Source organism: Algibacter sp. 2305UL17-15, from assembly GCF_040720935.1.
GTDB lineage: Bacteria > Bacteroidota > Bacteroidia > Flavobacteriales > Flavobacteriaceae > Jejuia.
The window spans coordinates 12,884-32,829 of the sequence record NZ_JBFDAE010000025.1 but is presented as its reverse complement, the minus strand read 5'-3'; the positions used below and the strand labels follow the sequence as shown (position 1 = coordinate 32,829).

21 protein-coding genes are annotated in these 19,946 nt (G+C 34.3%); 2 read left to right on the top strand and 19 right to left on the bottom strand.

From position 1 onward, the window contains the following. Window positions 1–188: 188 nt before the first annotated feature. The 14 genes from ABXQ82_RS18330 to ABXQ82_RS18265 all read right to left on the bottom strand — a co-directional run bounded on the left by ABXQ82_RS18330 (window position 189) and on the right by ABXQ82_RS18265 (window position 14,767). Window positions 189–986, bottom strand: coding sequence for a DUF1853 family protein (locus ABXQ82_RS18330; protein WP_367063178.1), 798 nt, complete (start codon window positions 984–986; stop codon window positions 189–191). A 32-nt stretch (window positions 987–1,018) separates the two neighbouring features. After that, entirely contained in the window at window positions 1,019–1,654 is a 636-nt protein-coding gene (locus tag ABXQ82_RS18325; RefSeq protein ID WP_367063176.1) for a Pr6Pr family membrane protein, read from the bottom strand. A gap of 92 nt (window positions 1,655–1,746) precedes the next feature. Beyond that, window positions 1,747–2,646, bottom strand: a complete 900-nt coding sequence (locus ABXQ82_RS18320) for a serine/threonine protein phosphatase (protein WP_367063174.1) — start codon at window positions 2,644–2,646, stop codon at window positions 1,747–1,749. 31 nt (window positions 2,647–2,677) lie between these two features. Beyond that, window positions 2,678–3,442, bottom strand: a complete 765-nt coding sequence (locus ABXQ82_RS18315) for an SGNH/GDSL hydrolase family protein (protein ID WP_367063172.1) — start codon at window positions 3,440–3,442, stop codon at window positions 2,678–2,680. Window positions 3,443–3,701: 259 nt separating this feature from the next. Beyond that, the gene (locus tag ABXQ82_RS18310; protein ID WP_367063170.1) at window positions 3,702–4,421 is read right to left on the bottom strand and encodes a 3-ketoacyl-ACP reductase; all 720 of its coding nucleotides are present in this window, start codon (window positions 4,419–4,421) and stop codon (window positions 3,702–3,704) included. Window positions 4,422–4,471: 50 nt separating this feature from the next. Continuing rightward, complete coding sequence (locus ABXQ82_RS18305) at window positions 4,472–5,992, bottom strand: Dabb family protein (protein WP_367063168.1); 1,521 nt, start codon at window positions 5,990–5,992, stop codon at window positions 4,472–4,474. 24 nt (window positions 5,993–6,016) lie between these two features. Further along, window positions 6,017–6,511, bottom strand: coding sequence for a heme-binding protein (locus tag ABXQ82_RS18300; protein ID WP_367063166.1), 495 nt, complete (start codon window positions 6,509–6,511; stop codon window positions 6,017–6,019). A 76-nt stretch (window positions 6,512–6,587) separates the two neighbouring features. Further along, window positions 6,588–7,172: a Crp/Fnr family transcriptional regulator gene (locus ABXQ82_RS18295; protein ID WP_367063164.1), complete on the bottom strand. Its 585-nt coding sequence runs from the start codon at window positions 7,170–7,172 to the stop codon at window positions 6,588–6,590. Window positions 7,173–7,236: 64 nt separating this feature from the next. Further along, on the bottom strand, window positions 7,237–8,286 hold the full coding sequence (locus ABXQ82_RS18290; protein ID WP_367063162.1) for a transporter: 1,050 nt from the start codon (window positions 8,284–8,286) through the stop codon (window positions 7,237–7,239). Window positions 8,287–8,368: 82 nt separating this feature from the next. Further along, a complete protein-coding gene (locus ABXQ82_RS18285) occupies window positions 8,369–8,740 on the bottom strand; it encodes a hypothetical protein (protein WP_367063160.1) in 372 nt (123 codons plus the stop codon). A gap of 99 nt (window positions 8,741–8,839) precedes the next feature. Beyond that, a complete protein-coding gene (locus ABXQ82_RS18280; RefSeq protein ID WP_367063158.1) occupies window positions 8,840–12,292 on the bottom strand; it encodes a hypothetical protein in 3,453 nt (1,150 codons plus the stop codon). A 172-nt stretch (window positions 12,293–12,464) separates the two neighbouring features. After that, the gene (locus tag ABXQ82_RS18275) at window positions 12,465–12,806 is read right to left on the bottom strand and encodes a VOC family protein (protein ID WP_367063156.1); all 342 of its coding nucleotides are present in this window, start codon (window positions 12,804–12,806) and stop codon (window positions 12,465–12,467) included. Between the two features lie 2 nt (window positions 12,807–12,808). Beyond that, window positions 12,809–13,987: an acyl-CoA dehydrogenase family protein gene (locus ABXQ82_RS18270; RefSeq protein WP_367063154.1), complete on the bottom strand. Its 1,179-nt coding sequence runs from the start codon at window positions 13,985–13,987 to the stop codon at window positions 12,809–12,811. Between the two features lie 105 nt (window positions 13,988–14,092). Next, on the bottom strand, window positions 14,093–14,767 hold the full coding sequence (locus tag ABXQ82_RS18265; RefSeq protein WP_367063152.1) for a methyltransferase: 675 nt from the start codon (window positions 14,765–14,767) through the stop codon (window positions 14,093–14,095). A 249-nt stretch (window positions 14,768–15,016) separates the two neighbouring features. Between ABXQ82_RS18265 and ABXQ82_RS18260 the strand changes: the two genes are divergently transcribed. Next, window positions 15,017–15,496 (top strand): DUF2383 domain-containing protein, encoded by a 480-nt coding sequence (locus ABXQ82_RS18260; RefSeq protein ID WP_367063150.1) that lies wholly within the window; start codon window positions 15,017–15,019, stop codon window positions 15,494–15,496. Between the two features lie 275 nt (window positions 15,497–15,771). Next, window positions 15,772–16,221: a DUF2383 domain-containing protein gene (locus tag ABXQ82_RS18255; RefSeq protein WP_367063148.1), complete on the top strand. Its 450-nt coding sequence runs from the start codon at window positions 15,772–15,774 to the stop codon at window positions 16,219–16,221. Window positions 16,222–16,292: 71 nt separating this feature from the next. On the opposite strand, the gene rimM is transcribed toward ABXQ82_RS18255, so the two are convergent. From rimM to ABXQ82_RS18230, 5 genes are all read right to left on the bottom strand, one after another. Further along, window positions 16,293–16,817: a ribosome maturation factor RimM gene (gene rimM / locus ABXQ82_RS18250; protein ID WP_367063146.1), complete on the bottom strand. Its 525-nt coding sequence runs from the start codon at window positions 16,815–16,817 to the stop codon at window positions 16,293–16,295. A gap of 174 nt (window positions 16,818–16,991) precedes the next feature. Beyond that, window positions 16,992–17,510, bottom strand: a complete 519-nt coding sequence (locus ABXQ82_RS18245) for a 30S ribosomal protein S16 (protein WP_367063144.1) — start codon at window positions 17,508–17,510, stop codon at window positions 16,992–16,994. Window positions 17,511–17,770: 260 nt separating this feature from the next. Beyond that, entirely contained in the window at window positions 17,771–18,826 is a 1,056-nt protein-coding gene (locus tag ABXQ82_RS18240; RefSeq protein ID WP_367063142.1) for a lactonase family protein, read from the bottom strand. Window positions 18,827–19,114: 288 nt separating this feature from the next. Next, a complete protein-coding gene (locus ABXQ82_RS18235; RefSeq protein ID WP_367063140.1) occupies window positions 19,115–19,537 on the bottom strand; it encodes a PIN domain-containing protein in 423 nt (140 codons plus the stop codon). Further along, window positions 19,534–19,782: a DUF6364 family protein gene (locus ABXQ82_RS18230; RefSeq protein ID WP_367063138.1), complete on the bottom strand. Its 249-nt coding sequence runs from the start codon at window positions 19,780–19,782 to the stop codon at window positions 19,534–19,536. The genes ABXQ82_RS18235 and ABXQ82_RS18230 overlap by 4 nt, the downstream gene beginning before the upstream one ends. Between the last annotated feature and the right edge of the window lie 164 nt (window positions 19,783–19,946).

Below are 19,946 nucleotides of genomic sequence, written 5' to 3'. Positions count from 1 at the left end.
TGATTGATCAGAAATTCAGGTAAGATAAGTTTGAGTAAGTCTAGATAATTGTCCAAGGTTCTTTTTTTAAACAAAAATCGGAATCTTATTCCAATTCACACACAACTTTTTGACTTGATCCTAATTAAGCTCGGCATTAATAAATTTAAAGTTGATTATGAGGTGTCTTTAGTTTAACTTTTAGATGCTTATTTCCACCAAACCAAAAACACTTTCTTCAGTTCTCCAGTTTTATCTTTTACCCAACATAAAGCAGAAAATTTTTGGGCAATATAATCTTTGGCAACCGTTTTAAAAGTTTCGAAATTTAACCAGTTTACATTGGTATGTGGTGTTACCAACCAATCCTTTTTATTAGGAATGTAAAACTTACATGCTGCAAAAGCATCCAGCTCATTCAAATTGATATAAAACCCAACAACACAATCGTTATTTAAAGTTTTAAGTTGAAGATCTTGATTTGAAAATGGTACAAACAACTGCGCTTTAAAATATACTTGCTGCAAAATAGCTTCAGAGTTTAAATTAAGTGCATCCAAATACGGTTTGCAAGCATCCGAAAAGAGAAGCGGTAACTGTTTGTCTTTGAGCTTCGTTAATTTTTCTATTAAAGAATCTTTTCTGTTCGGACCAATAAAATGGTCTATTTCATTAGAGCCAACCGAGGCATCATACAAATAAAACTTATAAATGATTTCAAGATGGATGGGTTTGCCGTTTCTAAGTAATAAACAGTCCAATTCACCTAAAGTAAGTTTGTCATCTTGAATTTGGATATTTTCAGCTAAAACAGAAATATCGTTTTGTTGCCCTAATTCAAAAGAAACGAGTCGCTCAACATACTTTCCTAAGCGAAGTTTTTCATCAAGATCAATGTCAATTTTATCAGATTTAGCATCAATTTCAAATTGCCATAAATTAGAAACCGCATCATTTTTCCATAAAAAAGGAGTTTTTAAAAAGCCTTCGTATCTTTTTTGAGTCATTTTTATACATTACTTCTAGGGATTATAAAGCTTTATTTTTTGTTGGAATTCAGCCTATAGGTATTTGTTTTAATCCTTTTTCCAATTAAAAAATATATAAACAGAAATAGCACGATAACCGCTAATAGCCCAAAAGCGTTGATAATCACTTGTTGTATTCCAAGATTATTAACATCTAAAAAGTAATAGGGATAGAATGAGGAAATGTTTCCTCTAACCAAAGCCCATATGAGGTATAGTACGGGGTACAGAATCCAAATACTTATTTTCTTAAAACTAATGGCGCTTTTATTTTCATATAAATACCAAAAAATTATAGTTACAAGAGGTACTAATGTATGATGGGTCTCATCCAATAACATTGTTAGTCCCGTAGGATTCCATAAAGACCTTAAAAGGATATGATAGGCTAGCCCAACAAAGGTCATAAAAGCAGTAATAGCGGTTAATGTTCCAGGCTTGTGTAAAACGGTTTCTCTTTTTTTAAATAATACAATTGTGCTAAAGTATATAGTAACCATTAAATTTGTCAAAATAGTAAAATAGCTAAAATAACGTAGTACAGATTCTGATGTTGCCACATCTTCCATTTCTATGCGCAATTGAAGTTTTAGGAATAGAGCTACCCAGCCTATAATTGCTATTATAAATGCGATACTTGTTTTCATAAATTTTATTAGAATTGTTTGGTTTATATTACCCAATAATTATTGCAAGATAACAGGAATTTAGCTGTTCTTTTTATATTTATAAAACGTAATCAATTCGTTTTATAATCCGCCAACTTCACAGGCCCTTCAAGCAAAACCCTAACAATCTGCAAAGTGCCATCCTCACGCGTAGCAATTTGCCATTTAATCAAAGAAATCTCGCCATTTTCAATTTCCATACCCGTAATACTTCTGGGGTGTACACAGCTTCCATCGTTAAAAAAAGCAATATCTCCAGGTTCAGGAAATCGCGGTCTGTGGGTGTGCCCAACAATGGTTAATAGGTTATTGTTTTCTATGATCCATTTTTTTGTTCTGCGTTCAACCTTTATCAGTTCTTTATAGTTTTTTGCTGGACTGGTTGGGTCTGCAATTCCCATAACGTTTAAGGGTTTCCAAAGCACACGAACCATAAACCGGCTCCATTTCCAAAACAAGAAATTCCACCAATCGGCTTGATGTCCGTGGGCTAAAAACAACTCTTGTCCCGTCATGCAATGTTTTAAAACAATACCTTCATGATATTCTATATTTCCAAAAAGTTCCACATCTTCACCAACTTTAGGGTCAAAATAAGTTGAAAGGTGTTTTTTTACGTAATCAGGATTGCGATACACCATATCATGATTTCCCCAAATCATATGCAACCGATTGTCCTTATGAAACAATTTCATAAGCATATACACATTTTTATGGGCGTTTAAAATGGATTCAAAAGAGAGGTTTTCCCAAAGTTCGTCGCCATCACCCAATTCGCAATATTGAAATCCTTCAGCATAATAATGCTTTAAGGCATGAAAGTAGATGTTTCGGTTATTGGCAAAATCATCAGCAAAACTGTTGTCTCCACGATGGCAATCACTAAATAGAATAAATTTACTATCATCGTCAAAATCAACAACTTTTGCATTTGTATAGGCGTTATCTAATCTTTTATTGGATGAAAACATTCGGTGTTACTTTAGGCGAATATAAAAATAATTACTCATTAGTATATCCTATTTTTTCTAAAGCGGCAGGTAGCATTCTGCTGACAAATTGAGTGTAAGCTTGCGTAGATGGATGTAAACGATCAGATGCCACCAAATCAGGTTGATCTAGACCTTGTCTGGTAATATCAGTAATATATATGTAGGTAATGCTATATTGTTTGCAATAATTTTCAATGAAATTGTTGTATTTATCAATGTCTTTGGAGATTAAATCGTTTCCATTACCAAACGGTGTAAAGGCATAATCTGGAATCGAGACTACAATAATTTTTTTAATGTCGCCTTTTGAAAATGAAATGGCTTTAGTGATGAGTTCAGGGAGTTCCTTTTCAAAAACCTCAAAATCTGCGCCTTGGTATTGGTTATTAACGCCAATAAGCAATGTGGTTAAATCATAATCGTTAGAAATGGTTTGTGCTTCAATTGCAGATTTAAGAACGCCCGTAGTCCAGCCTGTTTGTGCAATTACTTTTAATGCCACATCAGGATTGCCAATTTTTTCTATGATGCTATCCTTTAATTGCTCGGGAAATCTACAGGTTTCACATACGCTTTCGCCAATGGTGTAACTATCACCGAGAGAAAGGATTTTTAAGAAGTTTTTGTTTGGAGTTGTGGTATCGTCGTCATCGGTTTTGGTGTCGTCTTTAATTTCCATTTCTTTTTCATCCTCATCCATTTGAGAATTTGAAGAGCAAGAAAAACAAAGAAAAAAGCCCAAACTAAGATATAGTAAAGGTAGTTTCAATTTCATTTTTTATTTTAAAGATACGGTTTTATGGTCGAAATCTAAAAATGTATAAATAAACGAGGCTGTCTGAAAAGTGACTGACTCTTGTCAAACTGAGCGCAGTCGAAGTTTTAATTTATTGAAAATCAAAGTATTTCGACTGCGCTCAATATGACATTTAGACTAGATATTGGCTTTTTAGACAGTCTCTTTAAAATTATAATTCAAGAGTAGCCCTTTAATTTTTAAATGGATACCATCATTTGGTTTAGTTCAATTTTAATTATGGATTTGTTGACCACAATGCTGCGCCCTTAAGCATTGCTCTTCTAGGCAATTTTAAACCTGCAACTATCAGTTCTGCAAAATCTTCTGGTTGTAAAACGCTTTCTTGAGAGCCTTTAGAGGCTATTCCCGCATTAATTGACATATCCGATTCAAATGTACTAGGCGTATAGGTAGAAACTCTAATATTGTCTTTACGAACTTCTTTCATTAGTGATTCTGACATGCCTATAACTGCAAATTTAGAAGCTGAATATGCTGAGGTACTGGCATTTCCATTTAAACCCGCTGTAGAAGAAATGTTTATGATATCACCTTCATCTAGCTTCAATAAATGTGGTAAAACTTCTTTGGTCACATAATACATGCCCATTAAATTAGTTTGAATGATATTAGTCCATTCGGAAACCTCCATATCATTAAATAATCCAAATCCACCAATTCCAGCATTATTTACCAAAATATCAACAGAGCCTAAGTTGTCAATAATACTTTTGATGCTGCTTTTCACGTCTTCATAATTCCCAACATCAAATACCGAATAGATGGCTTTAACGCCAAATCCCTCTAATTCTGAAACGGTTTCTTTTAAGACTTTTTCATTTCTACCTGTTATGGCTACATTAATACCTTCTTTGGCAAATGCTATTGCGGTTGCTTTTCCAAGACCTCGGCTACCACCTGTTATGATTGCTTTTTTGTTTTTTAAGTTGCTCATTTTTTTTGGAATTTAGTTCCTGCCTGCCGGCAGGTTTGTCTTTTTAGATTTTATTTCGTCCAATAATCCAGCACTAAAACATCGGCAATGATGGGGCCAATTTTATTGACCAAATCTAAATGTGCTTTATGAAATAGGTAGATTTCTCTGGCATGTTCATCATTAAAAGTCAACGTAAAGCAATGTGTTAAACCTTTGCTATGGCCTTCAGTACTATCATTTAGTCCCCATTCAAGGTTTGCAATTTCTGGGATTTCATTTTTAAGATTTACAAAAGCATCAACAGCTTTATTTACTTGTTCTTCTGTGGCGTCTTCTTTATATGTTAAGTTAACCATGTGTCTTAAAACTTTCCCGTCTCTATTGGTTTTAGGAGCGATTTTATAGCTTACAATCTTTCCTAAATCAAACCTAAAAGAACCCGCAATCAGGAAGTTATCATCGCCTATTTTATGAGACCTTAAACCATAATAAATGGAATAGCCGGTTTCTAAATAATTTATAGGACTTAGAACACCGTCTTTATTTAATTTGAGTAGTTGAATACTTTCGTCGTCTCTTGTGCCTACTGCCAATACAGCTTCGTTATTATCGGTTGAAACAACTTCAATTCTTGTTTGCCCTTGTAGTTTTGTGTTTTCATCATCTTTTAAAACGGAATGAGGAATTAAAGCACCTTTTTTAGTCACTTTAAAAACACTTACACCATCACCATGATATACAAAATCGGGTCTTTTTATAAAACCACCCCTTTTGTAATATTTATGATGCCTGTGGCCAACGATTACATAATTATTGTTGCCTAAAGTTACGCCTGTTACGGGGTATGTTCCAGTTAAATATCTATCGGTTGTATTGTCGCTTATGTTGTTGATGTTTTTGAATGTACCATTTTCATAAACCCTAAAACTACTAACGCCATTATCTTGAAACCCGCCCGTATATAAAAAGGTTTTTCCTTTAATCTTATGGACAAACATCCCTATGATACCATCTGTGTGAATGGTTTCATTATCTTTCATGGACTGCACATGCGTTAGTTTCCCATCGTCTTCAATCTTAAAACTACTTAATCCCGGCGTTTCTTCTAAGCCACCAATAAAGAGAAAAGATGATTTTTTCATGTGAACAACTTGCAACGTAATGGCAGTTCCGAGGTGCGTGTCGTCTGTATCTTCAACTAGGGCTACACGTTCAAGAGAACCATTGTCTAAAATTTTAAAGGTTTCAATAACATTCCCATGCTTGTTTGCAACAAATAGAAAATCTGTCCCGTTAATATTATCGGCAACCATACCTCTTGCAGGTCCTTTTTTCATATGAAGTTCGTGGTTGCTTATTGGGGTAAGGGTACCTGTTTTATCTAAACGATATACATCTACATTTCCAATACCACCAGCAAACACATAATGAGAACCGTCTTTTTCGTAACTCGTTACAGAAACCGTATTGGTTCCAGATATCTTTTTGAAATCTTGCCTGTAAAGCATTAAGTCATCAGAAACTTGAGCTAGACAAATTTGAGATACGAGCAATGTGATTACGAGAATTCCTTTTTTAATACTATTCATAATTTTAATCTTTTTCAAATTTAATTAATCTATAATTGCTTTTGCTCCAGCAATGGCAATAGCTCTGTCTTGGTCTATAGTGCCACCGCTTACGCCAATTGCTCCAATAATTTTACCCTCTTTATTTTTAATAGGGATGCCGCCCGGAAACGTAATCAATCCACCATTAGAAAGTTCGATGTTGTAAATAATGCCTCCAGGTTGCGTTAATTCTCCTAACTTCCCGGTATCCATGTTAAAATAGCGTGCTGTTTTTGCTTTTTTAATGGCGACATCTATACTTCCCAGAAAAGACTCATCCATTCTTATAAATGCCTTTAAGTTAGCGCCAGCATCTACTACTGCAATATTTACTAAAACATCTGTTTTTTCGGCACTCTTTTTTGCTTCCAAAAGAATTTTTAGTGCTTCCTCGTGGGTTAAATCATTAGCTATTTGAGCTTGTACGGAATACGTTTTTAAAGTTAATAGAAATACTAAAACAAGGGTGGTTTTTAATTGAGTTTTTATGCTTTTCATAAGGATTGTGTTTTATAAATACAAAACTCTTAAATGAAAATGACAAAAAAATAGAACAAGTTCAACAAACTAAAAATTATTCTGTTTTACTATTTTTTCTTTTGATTTTACTCAAAAATTCATGAGTGATTCCTAAGTAGCTGGAAATTTGCCTGTCGGTAAGTTTAGAGGCTATCTCTGGATAGGTTTGTATGAAATGATGATAGCGTTCTTCGGCTGTTAAACTATGGTTTCTTATTAATCTGCGTTGCCATGCTACAAGTGCTTTTTGGCTCATAATGCGAAATAATTTTTCAACAACAGGAAGCGTATTATAGAGTTCCATTTTGTCCGCTCTTTTAATTAAGAGTACCTTACTGTCTTCTAGAGCTTGGATATTTAAATCGGATGGATTTTGATTCATAAAACTATCAATATCAATCAACCACCAATCTTTTGAAGCAAAATAAAGGGTGTTTTCATTTCCTTTTTTATCTATGGTAAAAACTCTAAAACAGCCTTCTAATACAAAACCTTCATACTTGTAAATGCTCCCTTGGGTTAATAAAAAATTTCTTTTTTGAATAACTTTAGGTTCAAAGTAATTACAAATAAGCTCTTCTTCTGCATCAGAAAGCTGTATGTGTTTTTTTATGTTTTGTTTTAGTAAATCGTATTTCATTATGCGTAAAAGCTTTAGGCAATTTACTAAATCAGCACATAATATTTGCTTAACTTATATATTATTAATGAAGCGCATACTGCATTCCAAAGGTTAAATTGTAATTCTGTTTTAGCTGAATACCATTTAAATCTTGATATAGAGGGGTCGAAATTTCAGTTGCAAATCGTAAGCCTTTTAAGCCACCGTTTGTAACTAGGTAATTTAGACCAAACCCAGAATTGATAAACGTTCCACCAGAATTTGCTGTATCGGCAGTAGTAACCATCATTGGGTTTAATGATGCGCTTTTGCCGTCAATTTCATCTACAAGCACACCTTCCAATCTAATGGAAACACTTAAATTATGGCCTGCTTTAGCGGCAATCCAGTTATTAAACTTATAACGGTTTCCAAATTTATAATCTTGGTCGTTGTCATTAATATTTATTAGTCCTGTAAGTTGGTGGCCCCAAGAAAATTTATCGCATTGTCCTAAATAAGTCAACCCTAAGTTAGCACCAAAGGAGCCAGTGCCAAGTTGCATTGGGTAAGGTAATTGTACTGTATTACCCATAGACATAGGGAGTACATTTTTTTCTTCAATACTTCCTGTTGGTATATTTATTCCAATTTGGGCGTGCATTGCCTTTCTGTTTTTATTAAACAAACTGTATAGTGCGTTTACCATAACATCGCCAAAACCAGAGGTGTTTGTTGAAAATTGATTGCCATTACGCATTTGTAAATTCATATCGTTTTCCAGATAATTTCCCATTACCGCTAATGTGATTTTATCTGTTGGGGCATACATAAGACCAAGCATATGCATATTCATCACCATATCTTGTGGTGCTACCATATAGTTTGCATGGGCATCGGTGTTGGTAGCATTATCTGTACCTTGTCTTAATTGGCGCATGTCCATGGTCATGTAGCGATAAGAGAACATGAATCCGCCTTTATGATGTGTATGGTCAGCCATTATTGAAATAGGAGCATGTCCATCTGGCCTATCAGATGTCCATTGGGTTGAGCTGGATTCGTGATTGTGTTGGTGGTTTTTGTGATTTTCGTGTTGTGCGTATATTGATGTGGTTGCAACGCATAGCATTGCAATGAATAAATTTTTCATTGTTTATTTTATGAATTTTTATGTAATAGAATCTGTTCCTAACGGAATGCTATTCCGAAGAAATTAAAAATGTAAATAAGAATTACACTAAATCTGGTGGTTGAAAGTCACTATAATTATAATCGAAATGATATAATTCCTTATAAAGGATGTGTAGATTTTCTTTTGACGTGATGAAGATTTTAAAAGGATGTATTTTGAAGATGTTTACAAACCCGATAGGGTAGTTTTCCAATGAAATTCTTAAGGAGTTGGGTTCGTTTTCTTGTTGCTTTTCAATTTCTTTAACCAAATGACATTTACCGTTACATTGTAGTTGAGGTTTGTCTTTATTGATACATAAAAACTCTGCAATATAATCTTGGTTAAGCACATATTCAACATAAGGTTGCACAGGCCTTAACATGGCGAGCATGTAGAGGAATACAAAAAAGAATGCTGTTAGTTTATGCAAAGGTCAATTTTTTGGCAAATATAGATGATGTCATCTTTGTAGCAAAAAACCTTGAGTAAAATAACTCAAGGTTTTTGCATAATTGTTTTTATTGGATATTTAACTTGCTTTTTTGCACAAAGGATCTGCCCCAATGGTGCCAATTAAACTTTTTAAATACGTATCAGATTTAGCTTCATCATATTTTTGCTTCACCGATTTTAACCTGTCTTTTATATTCATTTCAGAAACTAAAGTGCTATTATTTGGGTTTCCTATAAAATCTTCTAAATACGCTATTTGGGCATCATAAAATCGGACGTCCTTTTGTTGTTTTAAAGCCAATCGTTCTTTATACCAATCACTATTTAGCACATAATCCCTATCAAAATACTTTCGTAATTCTGGATCGCTGATAGCTTTCCCTTCATAGTTGCCATATGCCATCATATGCAATAGGATTTTCAATGGAGGAATAGCGGCATTAATACTGTCATCGTCAAAATAGCGAATGGCTACTTTTTGTTGTGCTTCAACAATATTGTTAATACCATCAACATAATCTTCTATACCTTGCAGTTCTGGTTTTAGCATGCGTTCGTTAAAAACAGCGGTTGGCTCATCAAACAAACGATTTAGACATCTTAATGAAAATATTTTTGTAATGCGATATCCCAAACGGCTTGCCAAAATAGTTTTGCCATTGTGCTCAAAATCTTCCAATTTTTCCAGAGAGCCATTTTCAATTAGGGCTTTTGGGTCTCTGTCTATAGGCTCTAATCGCGACCAGATTTCTGGAATGAGTAAACTGATATCGTGATCGACCTTATTTTCTGCACCAACATAACCAGCGGCGGTACTAAATCCGTTCGATTCGGTTAAAATATGTGATAACAATGCATTGTTCAAATCCGTGGTAGGCGTTAGCATGTTAAAAGGTGCTTTGGTTAATGCTCCCTCCGATCCTGCTCCCGTTGTGGACGGCGATTTACCTGTTAAGCTACAGATGAAATCCATAAACAATTCTGGGGTTTCCTGATAGTGAATAGGGTTGTAAACCGCCAACGGACGAATACCCGCTTTTTTGTCAACCGGATTATTTCTTCTTCCTGGTAGAACTGCATTTACAACATGAATTACGGGGTCTTCCGGTTTTATTTTTCTAACCAGTCGTACACCTACATCCGCCAAATAGCTGGCTTCGGTTTCATTAACAAATCTATTGGGCTCTAAATAACGCGGGTTCTTGGTAGGCGTTCCATCTACAATTCTAGTGTGCGAAGGCAAAACAAATAATTCGTCTTCATTTTTACTAGTTACAAAGCTTGTGATAAAGTCTTTAACGGGTTGCGTGTATTTGTCGAAATTAATGGTGTCCTCATAAATGTTTAGGGCATCCTGTTTATTGAGTAGTTCGTAATTAGTCAAAAACCGTCCATCTGAAATAATATCCAATTCAGCATTTTTATCATAACCTCTTACTACAGCTTCATCTGGTCTTTGAAATAAATGTGCTTCGCAATTGGTAAGTACTTTTACACTTTTATTGTCAAACGCTGGGTTTAGGTTTTTAAACTGATGTCTTGGTAGCGTGATGGATGCCGTAATGTCATCTTCAGTTTGTATTTTTTCGCTTGGAGAAAAATCAGACCTAAGTTTATTCAGCATCCAATTTCCTTTTTGGTTAAAGCCTATACGGACGTAACTACCAACCACAGGAGTGTTGTGATATAAAAGTCCCGTACCATTCTCACCATTAATGATTTCAACCGACATATACTCCTTCCAGTTTAAAGTGCCATGTGCTTGCCTGTACAATCGCTTAACAAACAGCACTAGGGAGCGAATATGAACGGGAATGTTTTTCAAAAACGCATTAAATTCATCTGAATTTTCTTCGGAAGGGGTCAATAACTTAACGGCAGAACTTAAGGTTCTATCTTCACTTAAAAACGATCTTGATTTTGGTCTTTTTGGGTCTTTGATTTTCCATCTTGAAGAATAATCGAATTCTATAATTTCATCAGCTTTTTCGAAATCCTTATCAATATCCTGAATGTTAAAAGTGCTATAAGTTATAGCGTTTTGCATGGATTTGGAGATTTCTGATTTACCACCGCCAGATACGGTACACGGTTTATGGCAAAATACCCCTTCTGCAAAAGTGTCTATCATACGCCATAAATCTATAGATTTGTGTTTCTCCAACCGTAGTTTGTTACCTGTTGGATGTACGTATGTTTTGTATGGCGACAGCGTTAATTTTTGTTCCTTATTGTTATAAGTCCAAGTAATGCTATTGGTGTTGGTATTAAAATAAGCCAGTTCTGGCACGTAAATTATATTCGGATAATTTTTGTCGATGGCATAGCCTTCGGGTTTCACATCAATGCTGTCTCCCATTAATTGTTTAACATCCTCAAAACTATAGCGGTTCTGATGAAATTCTGAATGGTCTTTACCATCAACGGTATCGCCCATAACCCGTCTTGCAAATGCTATGGCGCCCCCGGCGTGTTCTTCTTCTACCAAGCCAAATAAATTTGCGGAGTAGCTTATTTGCGTTTTTATTTCTTTTTTGGAATAGCCGTAATAATTGTCTGCAATAAGGGTAATTACAACACCTCTGTCGTCTCTACATGTAATTTTAAAAGCACTTCCGTCATTATATAATTCGTTTTCGTCTTTCCAGCACATGCCATCAATTTTTTGACGTGCCGTGGCATCATCAAAATGAGGTAGTCCAACATCTTTTTTCTTTAATGTTAGTAGTTGTGGTGCTAAAACAATACAGCCAGTATGTCCTGTCCAATGTTCCGTGTCTAATGCGGCATCATTTTGAGCCAAGTTCGGGTCGCCAGCATTTCCAAAAATAGATTCCACGAAATCGAGATTGCTCACTAAACTACCTGGAGCAAAAAAACGGACTTCCAAAGATTTTTCGGAAATAATACCTGCTACTTCAGGGCAAACCTTGGGTCTTAACAACATGGACACCATGGTTTTTGCCTTTTCATCTTGATTGGATGTAAAGGGCAATAGTTTTAAATCTTCCGAAGGATTAAAAGCGGCGTTCAAAAAATGGGCAAACACAATTTTAGGAACTTCTTTCTTATCCAGAGGTACTGGCAAGCTTCCCTCAACAATATGAAAAGTGCCTTTTGTAGTTCTTTTGTCATGTAAGGGGTTGTTTAAAATACCTTGTTTTATTCTATTGGAAGTCACAAGGTCGCTTTTAAAGGTATTACCATTTGGAGGTAAGCTCACTTCTCTAGCTTGTCCTTTTTTTGATAGAACTAAAGTGTTATTAGGTAATATGTATGGTTTGTTGATTGAAACGTCTTTTAAATAGTCGTTTAAAAAATTTTGAATCCTCAAGTCGGCAGGGGAGTGATGACTGGCCAAAAGTCTCGATTTTTCTTGAAGGCTTTTTATGAGGCCACTAGTGAGTGCTTCAAATTTAGGATTACAAAATTTTTCGGTACTATCCGCTTTGTCCTTAAAAGTAGGCTGCCCAAGGGACGCTAATTGTAAATTAATAAATTGGATAATGTCTTTTCTTGATTCTTGCATGATATTTAACTTTTAACGCAATACCTACACATGCAGGATTTATTTGCGTAGCAAAGTTAATAAGTGAATCCATTAAAAAACCTGTCAAAAATCAGTAAATATTTAATTTTTAATGTGCAAGATAATTTAAAGATGTGCAAGATGACTTACATAAAAAGAAAGAAACGATAAGTTATTTGTCTGACCAAACTGCGAGTTCGTTACCTGAAGGATCAATAAAATGAAATCGGCTACCTCCAGGAAAAGAGAATGTGTCTATCGAAATTATGCCTTTGGCTTCTATTATTTTCTTCCTTATAGAATCAAGATTTTCATGGTATAAAACAACCAATGCGCCATTGACTATTTTGTCTTCGGTTTTTTCAAATCCCCCGTCAAGGCCACTTTCTGAAAATGCAATATAAGTACCTCCATAATCTGTAAATACCCAACCAAAGCATTCAGAGTAAAATTGTTTTATTTTTTCAAGATCATGGGCTTTAAACTCAATGTAATTAATGTGTGTATTGCTCATTTTTATTTAAAGGCATTAAGTCCAGTAATGTCTAAACCAGTAATTAAGAGATGAATATCATGGGTGCCTTCATAAGTAATTACACTCTCCAAATTCATGGAATGGCGCATGATGGAATATTCTCCAGTAATTCCCATACCTCCCAAAATTTGACGCGCTTCACGTGCAATATTAATAGCCATATCCACATTGTTACGTTTTGCCATAGAGATTTGTGCTGAAGTCGCTTTATCTTCATTACGTAATACGCCCAAACGCCATGTTAAGAGTTGGGCTTTGGTGATTTCGGTAATCATTTCAGCCAATTTTTTTTGTTGTAGTTGAAACTGACCAATGGGTTTCCCAAATTGCATCCGTTCCTTGCTATATCGTAATGCTGTATCATAACAATCCATTGCAGCGCCAATAGCACCCCAAGCAATACCGTAGCGTGCAGAATCTAAACACCCAAGTGGTGCGCCCAGTCCAGATTTGTTAGGTAATAAATTTTCTTTGGGCACTTTTACATTATCAAAAATGAGTTCTCCAGTAGCCGAAGCACGAAGCGACCATTTATTATGGGTTTCAGGCGTAGAAAACCCTTCCATGCCGCGTTCAACCAATAAACCGTGAATACGTCCATTTTCATCTTTGGCCCAAACCACAGCTATTTGTGCAAAAGGAGCATTACTAATCCACATTTTGGCGCCATTTAATAGGTAGTAGTCTCCTTTATCTTTAAAATTAGTCACCATTCCAGATGGATTACTACCATGATCTGGTTCTGTTAAACCGAAGCACCCAATCCATTCGCCACTTGCCAATTTTGGTAAAAATTTTTGACGTTGTTCTTCGTTGCCATATTTCCAAATAGGATACATAACCAATGAAGATTGTACTGAAGCCGTAGAACGTATGCCCGAATCACCACGTTCAATTTCTTGCATGATTAAGCCATAACTAATTTGATCCAATCCAGCACCACCATATTCTATAGGGATATATGGGCCAAAAGCGCCAATTTCAGCTAAACCATTAATAATCTGTTTTGGGAATTCTGCCTTTTGGGCATAGTCTTCAATTATAGGAGAGATGTCTCGTTTTACCCATTTGCGAGCAGCGTCTCTCACTAATTTGTGTTCGTCGGTTAATAGCTCATCAAGGTTATAATAATCTGGAGCTTCGAATACATCGGGTTTCATAAAGACAAAATTAAAATTGATTTGAATAAAATTAATAAAAGATGATATTTTTTTGTCAAATCGTCATTTTTAGTACTCAAATTTAAATAATCTTTATGTAATTCGTTACATTTTCAAATAGAAATGTTGGGTCAGATTGATGTAATCTTGAGTATATTGATGTCTTTCAGTTTCAATAATTAGTGTTTTAATGTCTTTTTCGCTTTTGAGGAAAGCGAATTCTATAAGGCTTCTTTTTATTTTAGAAGTTGGATTGCCTTTAACATGAAGAATCTTATTAGGGAAAAGATTGAATTCTAAAGCTTTTGATATAAAATTATCTTCTTCTTTAAAAGGAATAACAACTGAAAAAGAACCTTTTTCCGACAATAATTTGGAAACGCTTTTAATTAAATGTTCAAATGGCATGGCGTCTTGAAAGCGTGCTAAATCGCGTTGCTCGTTTTTAGTTTTGTAATCTTCGGTATAAAAAGGAGGGTTGCAAATAATTAAATCATATTGATCTTCAATTTCATCCACAAACTCTTCAAGTGAAGCATGATAACAAAACAATCGATCTCCCCAAGGAGATTGTTCAAAATTCTCAACGCATTGTTCGTAAGCATCGTCATCAATTTCTATGGCATCAATTATCCCGGCAGCTATCGGGAGAGCATTGCTTCGTTGTGCCAAGATTAGAGAAAGAACGCCCGTGCCGGCCCCAATATCTAAAATAGAAAACGGGTTTCTGTCAAGAGATGCCCAAGCACCTAATAAAACACCATCGGTACCAATTTTCATGGCGCACTTATTTTGCTCTATTGAAAATTTCTTGAATTTGAAAGTTGATGTATTTGTCATGGGTGCATATGAAGGATTATTCTTATTACAATTTACACTTTATCGTATGTGGGATTTAAAAACGACTATAAAACAACAAAAATATTCGATTAAGTGCATTATTTTTAAATAATTTTTATTAACTTGTTAGAACTTTTCCCTTATAATTAAATAATTTAAGTCTAATCTACTCAATAAAACGTGAAAATTATGGTGCAATTAAATCAAAAAATCGATCAGCTCAATGAATTATTAGTAATTAATTATAATGCTGAAAAAGTGTATCTGGAAGCCCTTGAATCTACAGAAGATGAAGAGTTAAAACAGTTTTTTAGGGCTCGAGCTTTTGAACGCAACGAATTTAGTAGATACTTAGGTGCTGAAATAAGATTATTGGGAGGTACTCCAAACTTTAGTGATGAGGTAGAATCCCAAACAAAAATTAATTGGCCAGATTTTAAGAAGGTAATTGCATCTAAAAATCCGCGTGCCTTATTTAGTGAGATTAATAGGCTTAAAGCTTTGTGTTTAACCCATTATAATAGGGTTATAAATAATTTTGAATTTTCTGAAGGATTATTGCGATTATTACAAAGACAAATGCATGTCATAGGCACCTCAATAAGCCTAATGAGATATCAAGATGGATTGTCCAACCAATCACAATCTCGATTGGCTTCAAATAGCTAGTAAATAAAATACCAAGATATTTAAGTGGCACTTGCTAAAGGTTTAGCAAGTGCCACTTTTTTGGTTTTTGGAATTTAGTGTTTGTGTTTTTTCCCGATAGCTATCTGGATTAGTACTTCGGAGCTACGAGGCATTTTATTTTTGTTAAAAACTCATAAATAATGCTAAAGTATGTTAAAAGTCATGTTTGAGATATACTTTATGAGTTAGGCTTGCGTATTTATTTTATACCATCACCGGTTGATGATGTAATAAGAAAACTAAATTATTATAATATGGGACATTTAGAAAGACATTTAGAAAAGATGAATAAATTGTTGCATTTGAGTTATGAAGTTGAGAATATTTATTTGGATGTATATGAAGCTATTAATGATGAAGATTTAAAGGTCTTTTTTAGAAACACGAGCTTTTTTAGAAATGAGTTTAGTAGAGTGTTAAGAGGAGAAATCATCTTGTTAGGCGGCACTCCAATACATTTTGGAGAGTTGCACAATGAACTCAATAGGTTTTCTGTAAGAATCAAAAAACTGATTGATGCTGATTTTGAGTCTGAACTATTAGACCAAGTATGCATGATAAAAAAATTAAGTATTGCTGCTTATAATGATGTGTTGCAAGAACGAAATTTACCGTTAGGGGTTTGTAAAATATTAATTGAGCAGAGAGATGAAATTCAAAAGACATTAAATACTATTAGAGTAGAGGAGCAGTTAGTTGCATAATGCGTCTCTAGTTTAATATTTTTAAAAAGCTGACCTTTACGGTTGGCTTTTTTATTTTAAATTGGTATTAATTATAGATATAAATCTATTAGTCCTTCAGGAGTTTCGACAAGAATCGTTTTGTGTGTTCTATCTACTTTTACAATAAATTCATCATTCATGGGAATTAAAATTTCGATGCCATCACGGTCTATTTCAAAAAGGGATTGTGCTGTTGAATCGTTAATAGCTTTAATAGTTCCAACGCCGCCAAAGTTTTTATCTTCAACTTTAAAACCTATAACTTCGTGGAAGTAAAATTTATTGCCTTCTAGTTTCGGTAATAGGTCCATAGGGAGGTATAATCCGCATTTCATAATGGCATCGGCATCCGCTTCGGTTTCTACATCTTCAAATTTAATACGAAGCAATTCAGATTTATGGAGTTGAGAACTTTCAACAAAAAAGGGAATAAAGTTGTTTCTAAGGTCTAAAAAAATAGCATCGAGGTTTTCGTAAAGTTCAGGTTGGTCGGTATCCAGTTTTGCCAAAACCTCACCTTTAAAACTGTACTTTTTTACAATTTTCCCTAAATAAAAACAATCTTCTTTTTTCATTGAAAAGCCATTTTTGTCATTCCCGCGAAGGCGGGAATCTTATTTTAAGTTCATCCAAAATTAATGAGATTCCCACCTTCACGGGAATTATTTAATCAAACATTTAAAAAATTTGATTAAATAAAAAACTCCGATAGATGTCTATCGGAGTTTAAAAGTATAAAAATTATTTTTTTATTCTTCTTCTTCGTTTGAAGCTTTTGCCTCAGCTTCAGGAGCTTCTTCAGCTACGGCTTCTTCAACAACAGGAGCAGCCGCAGCTATTCTTGCATCGTTTACAGCTTTTTCAGCAGCTAGAGCATCAGCTTTCGCTTTTGCTTCAACAGTAGATAAACCATCAGCCTTCGCTTGTATTTTAGCGCTTTTTTCTTCTAACCAAGCATTGAATTTTTCTTCTGCTTGTTCTTCAGTTAATGCGCCTTTTTTAACACCTCCTGCTAAGTGATTTTTCAATAAAGCGCCTTTGTAAGATAATAATGTTTTTGCGGTATCAGTGGGTTGTGCACCATTCTGTAACCATTGTACAGCACCATCAACGTTTAATTCAACAGTTGCTGGGTTTGTGTTTGGATTGTAAGCACCTAATTTTTCTAAGTATTTACCATCTCTTTTTGAACGTGCATCTGCTGCAACGATCCAATAATAAGGTTTCCCTTTTTTACCGTGTCTTTGTAATCTAATTTTTACTGGCATATAAATTAATTATTTGAGGTTCTCGACCTCGGTTATTAATTGAAAAAAAATTCTTGAAGTTTTTCTTCAAGATTTCCGTTTAAATTGTCATTCCCGAGAAATCGGGAATCTAAATAAAAAATTTTGTTTTCTAATGTGAAATGATTCAAATTAGAAATTCTTTATTGAGAGCGCAAATATAGTATGTTTTTTTGAATTTCAATGGCTTTTTTATTGTGAAATATAATTTTGTAGATACTGATAATCAGAAGATTAAAAAATTAAAACAGCAAGCACACAGGACTTGGTAAATCTATAGCATGTAAAAATGATAATTTACCAGTTTCAGTATCAATTTTAAACACCGAAATATTATTGCTTTTTCGGTTTGCCGCTAGAAGAAATTTTCCCGTAGGGTCCAAGGTAAAGTTTCGAGGCCAATCGCCATGAACACTCATATTCTGTATTCTGTTAATTTTCCCGGTTTTAATGTTTCTTTCAAAAACGGCAATAGAGTTTTCGCCTCTATTTGAACCATACAAAAAACGTTCGTCTTCAGATAAATGAATGTCGGCACAAGATATTTGACCGTTGTAATTTTCATCTAAAGTTAAATCGAAATCAATTTGTTCAAAACCTTCTTTCGTTTTTTTAATTGAAACAATAGAACCGCCATATTCATTAATAACATAAATAAATTGATCGTCTTTGGTTACTGCAAAATGACGCGGTCCCGGATTGCCTTCCATTTTAATAATATTGTCAGACTTAAGTTTGTATTCGTTTCCTTCTAATACATAATTAAAAACGGCATTGTTACCCAAATCGGCAACGTATAAATCGTTGTTATGAAATTGAGCAGAATGTGCCCGAGCAGGATTGTCGCCTTTATTATGGTTAAATACCTGGGAAGCTTCCCCTAAACTTCCATCTTCCTTGACAGGATAAATAGAAACCGTGCCAGCACCATAGTTGGAAACCACAACTTTATCTCCTTTCTCGTTTATGGCAATGTGGCAAGGGCCTCGGCCTTCACTACTAACCCGTGTTAATAGGGATAAACTACCGTCTTCATTTATTTTGTATGATGATAAAAACCCAGACCCGTTTACTGAATATAGAAATTCTCTATTGGGGGAATAGGTTAAAAACGAAGGGTCGTCAATGTGTATAGCTAATCGTTTATTAGAAAGTTCTCCAGTCTTGGTATTAAAATCAAGCTTGTAAATACCTTCACTTTCGCCTTTTGTGTAAGTGCCAACATATAAAGACGTAATTTGAGCTTTGCAGCTTAAAAAGGTTAATATGAATACCGAAAATAGAAACTTGAATTTCATGGGGGAATATTGTGAGTTTTTCAAAAATAAGATTTTTAAATTTAAGGAGAATCAAGTCTTGAAGAGTATGATGAAATCTTGAAAGATAGAAAAACCATGCCACCAACTATTGATTCTATGTTAACCAATCAAAGAAATGCCCTCCAAGCAGCTCTTAATACAGAAAAAGCACATAAAAAATTAGTGTCATAAGACGTTAGTTAGTTTGGTTAGTGAATTACCATTCTCTCGAGATTTGTCGAGAGGATGGTTCTTTTGTTTAAGGTCTAATATCTTTATACAATACGGTTAGTTGCTTATAGCTAAACTCTTTAAATACTCATGAGCGGTCATTACTGGGATTAATACCTTTTTAAAGTCCTTTCCGTTTCTGGTTATAATCAAATCACAATCGGAAGCTGTAGCGCTAAAATATTGCAAAGCATCTTCAAAGTCTTCAAAATCAGAATTTAAGCCTTTTTCGATAGTGTGCTCATTTAAATCACAGATCTCACATAAAATTTTGAATTTTCTCAGTTTTTCTTTTGCGATTTTGGAGTTTTCAAATTTTGAGAGAAAGTAACTAACTGTTGCAAATGATATGGGCGAAACTACCATAGTTAACTTCTCTTTTTCCGCCAAAGTAGCTAATTTTGCAATGGGTTCGTAAAATGGTATTCTTTCTCCTAAAAAATCTAACATAATGTTCGTGTCAATAAAAATTCGAATCATTTGTATTTTTGAATTAAAAAATCTGAATACTCTTTTTTGTAATCTAAATCGGAGGGAATACTTGTTCCTGTCGCCATACTTTTAACAAAAGGCGAAATATCAAAATTGTCATCTTCCTTGTCAATAGTTAAGGATTGCAGATAGGATTCAACAATTCTTGACAGACTCATTTTTTTACTGGAAGCATATTTTTTTGCTTTCTCTATAATTTCTTGATCTAATTTTAAGGTTAATTTTGTGTTCATTATTTTAGATTTACGTACAAATATATATAATATATACGTATTTTTTATGTGAAAAGTTCTTTAAATGATGAGATAACCTTGTAAATTGAACGTGAATTATTCAATTTACACACTTAAAAGATAAACGACCTGTTCACAACTCTTCAAAACTTCATTTTAAAAAA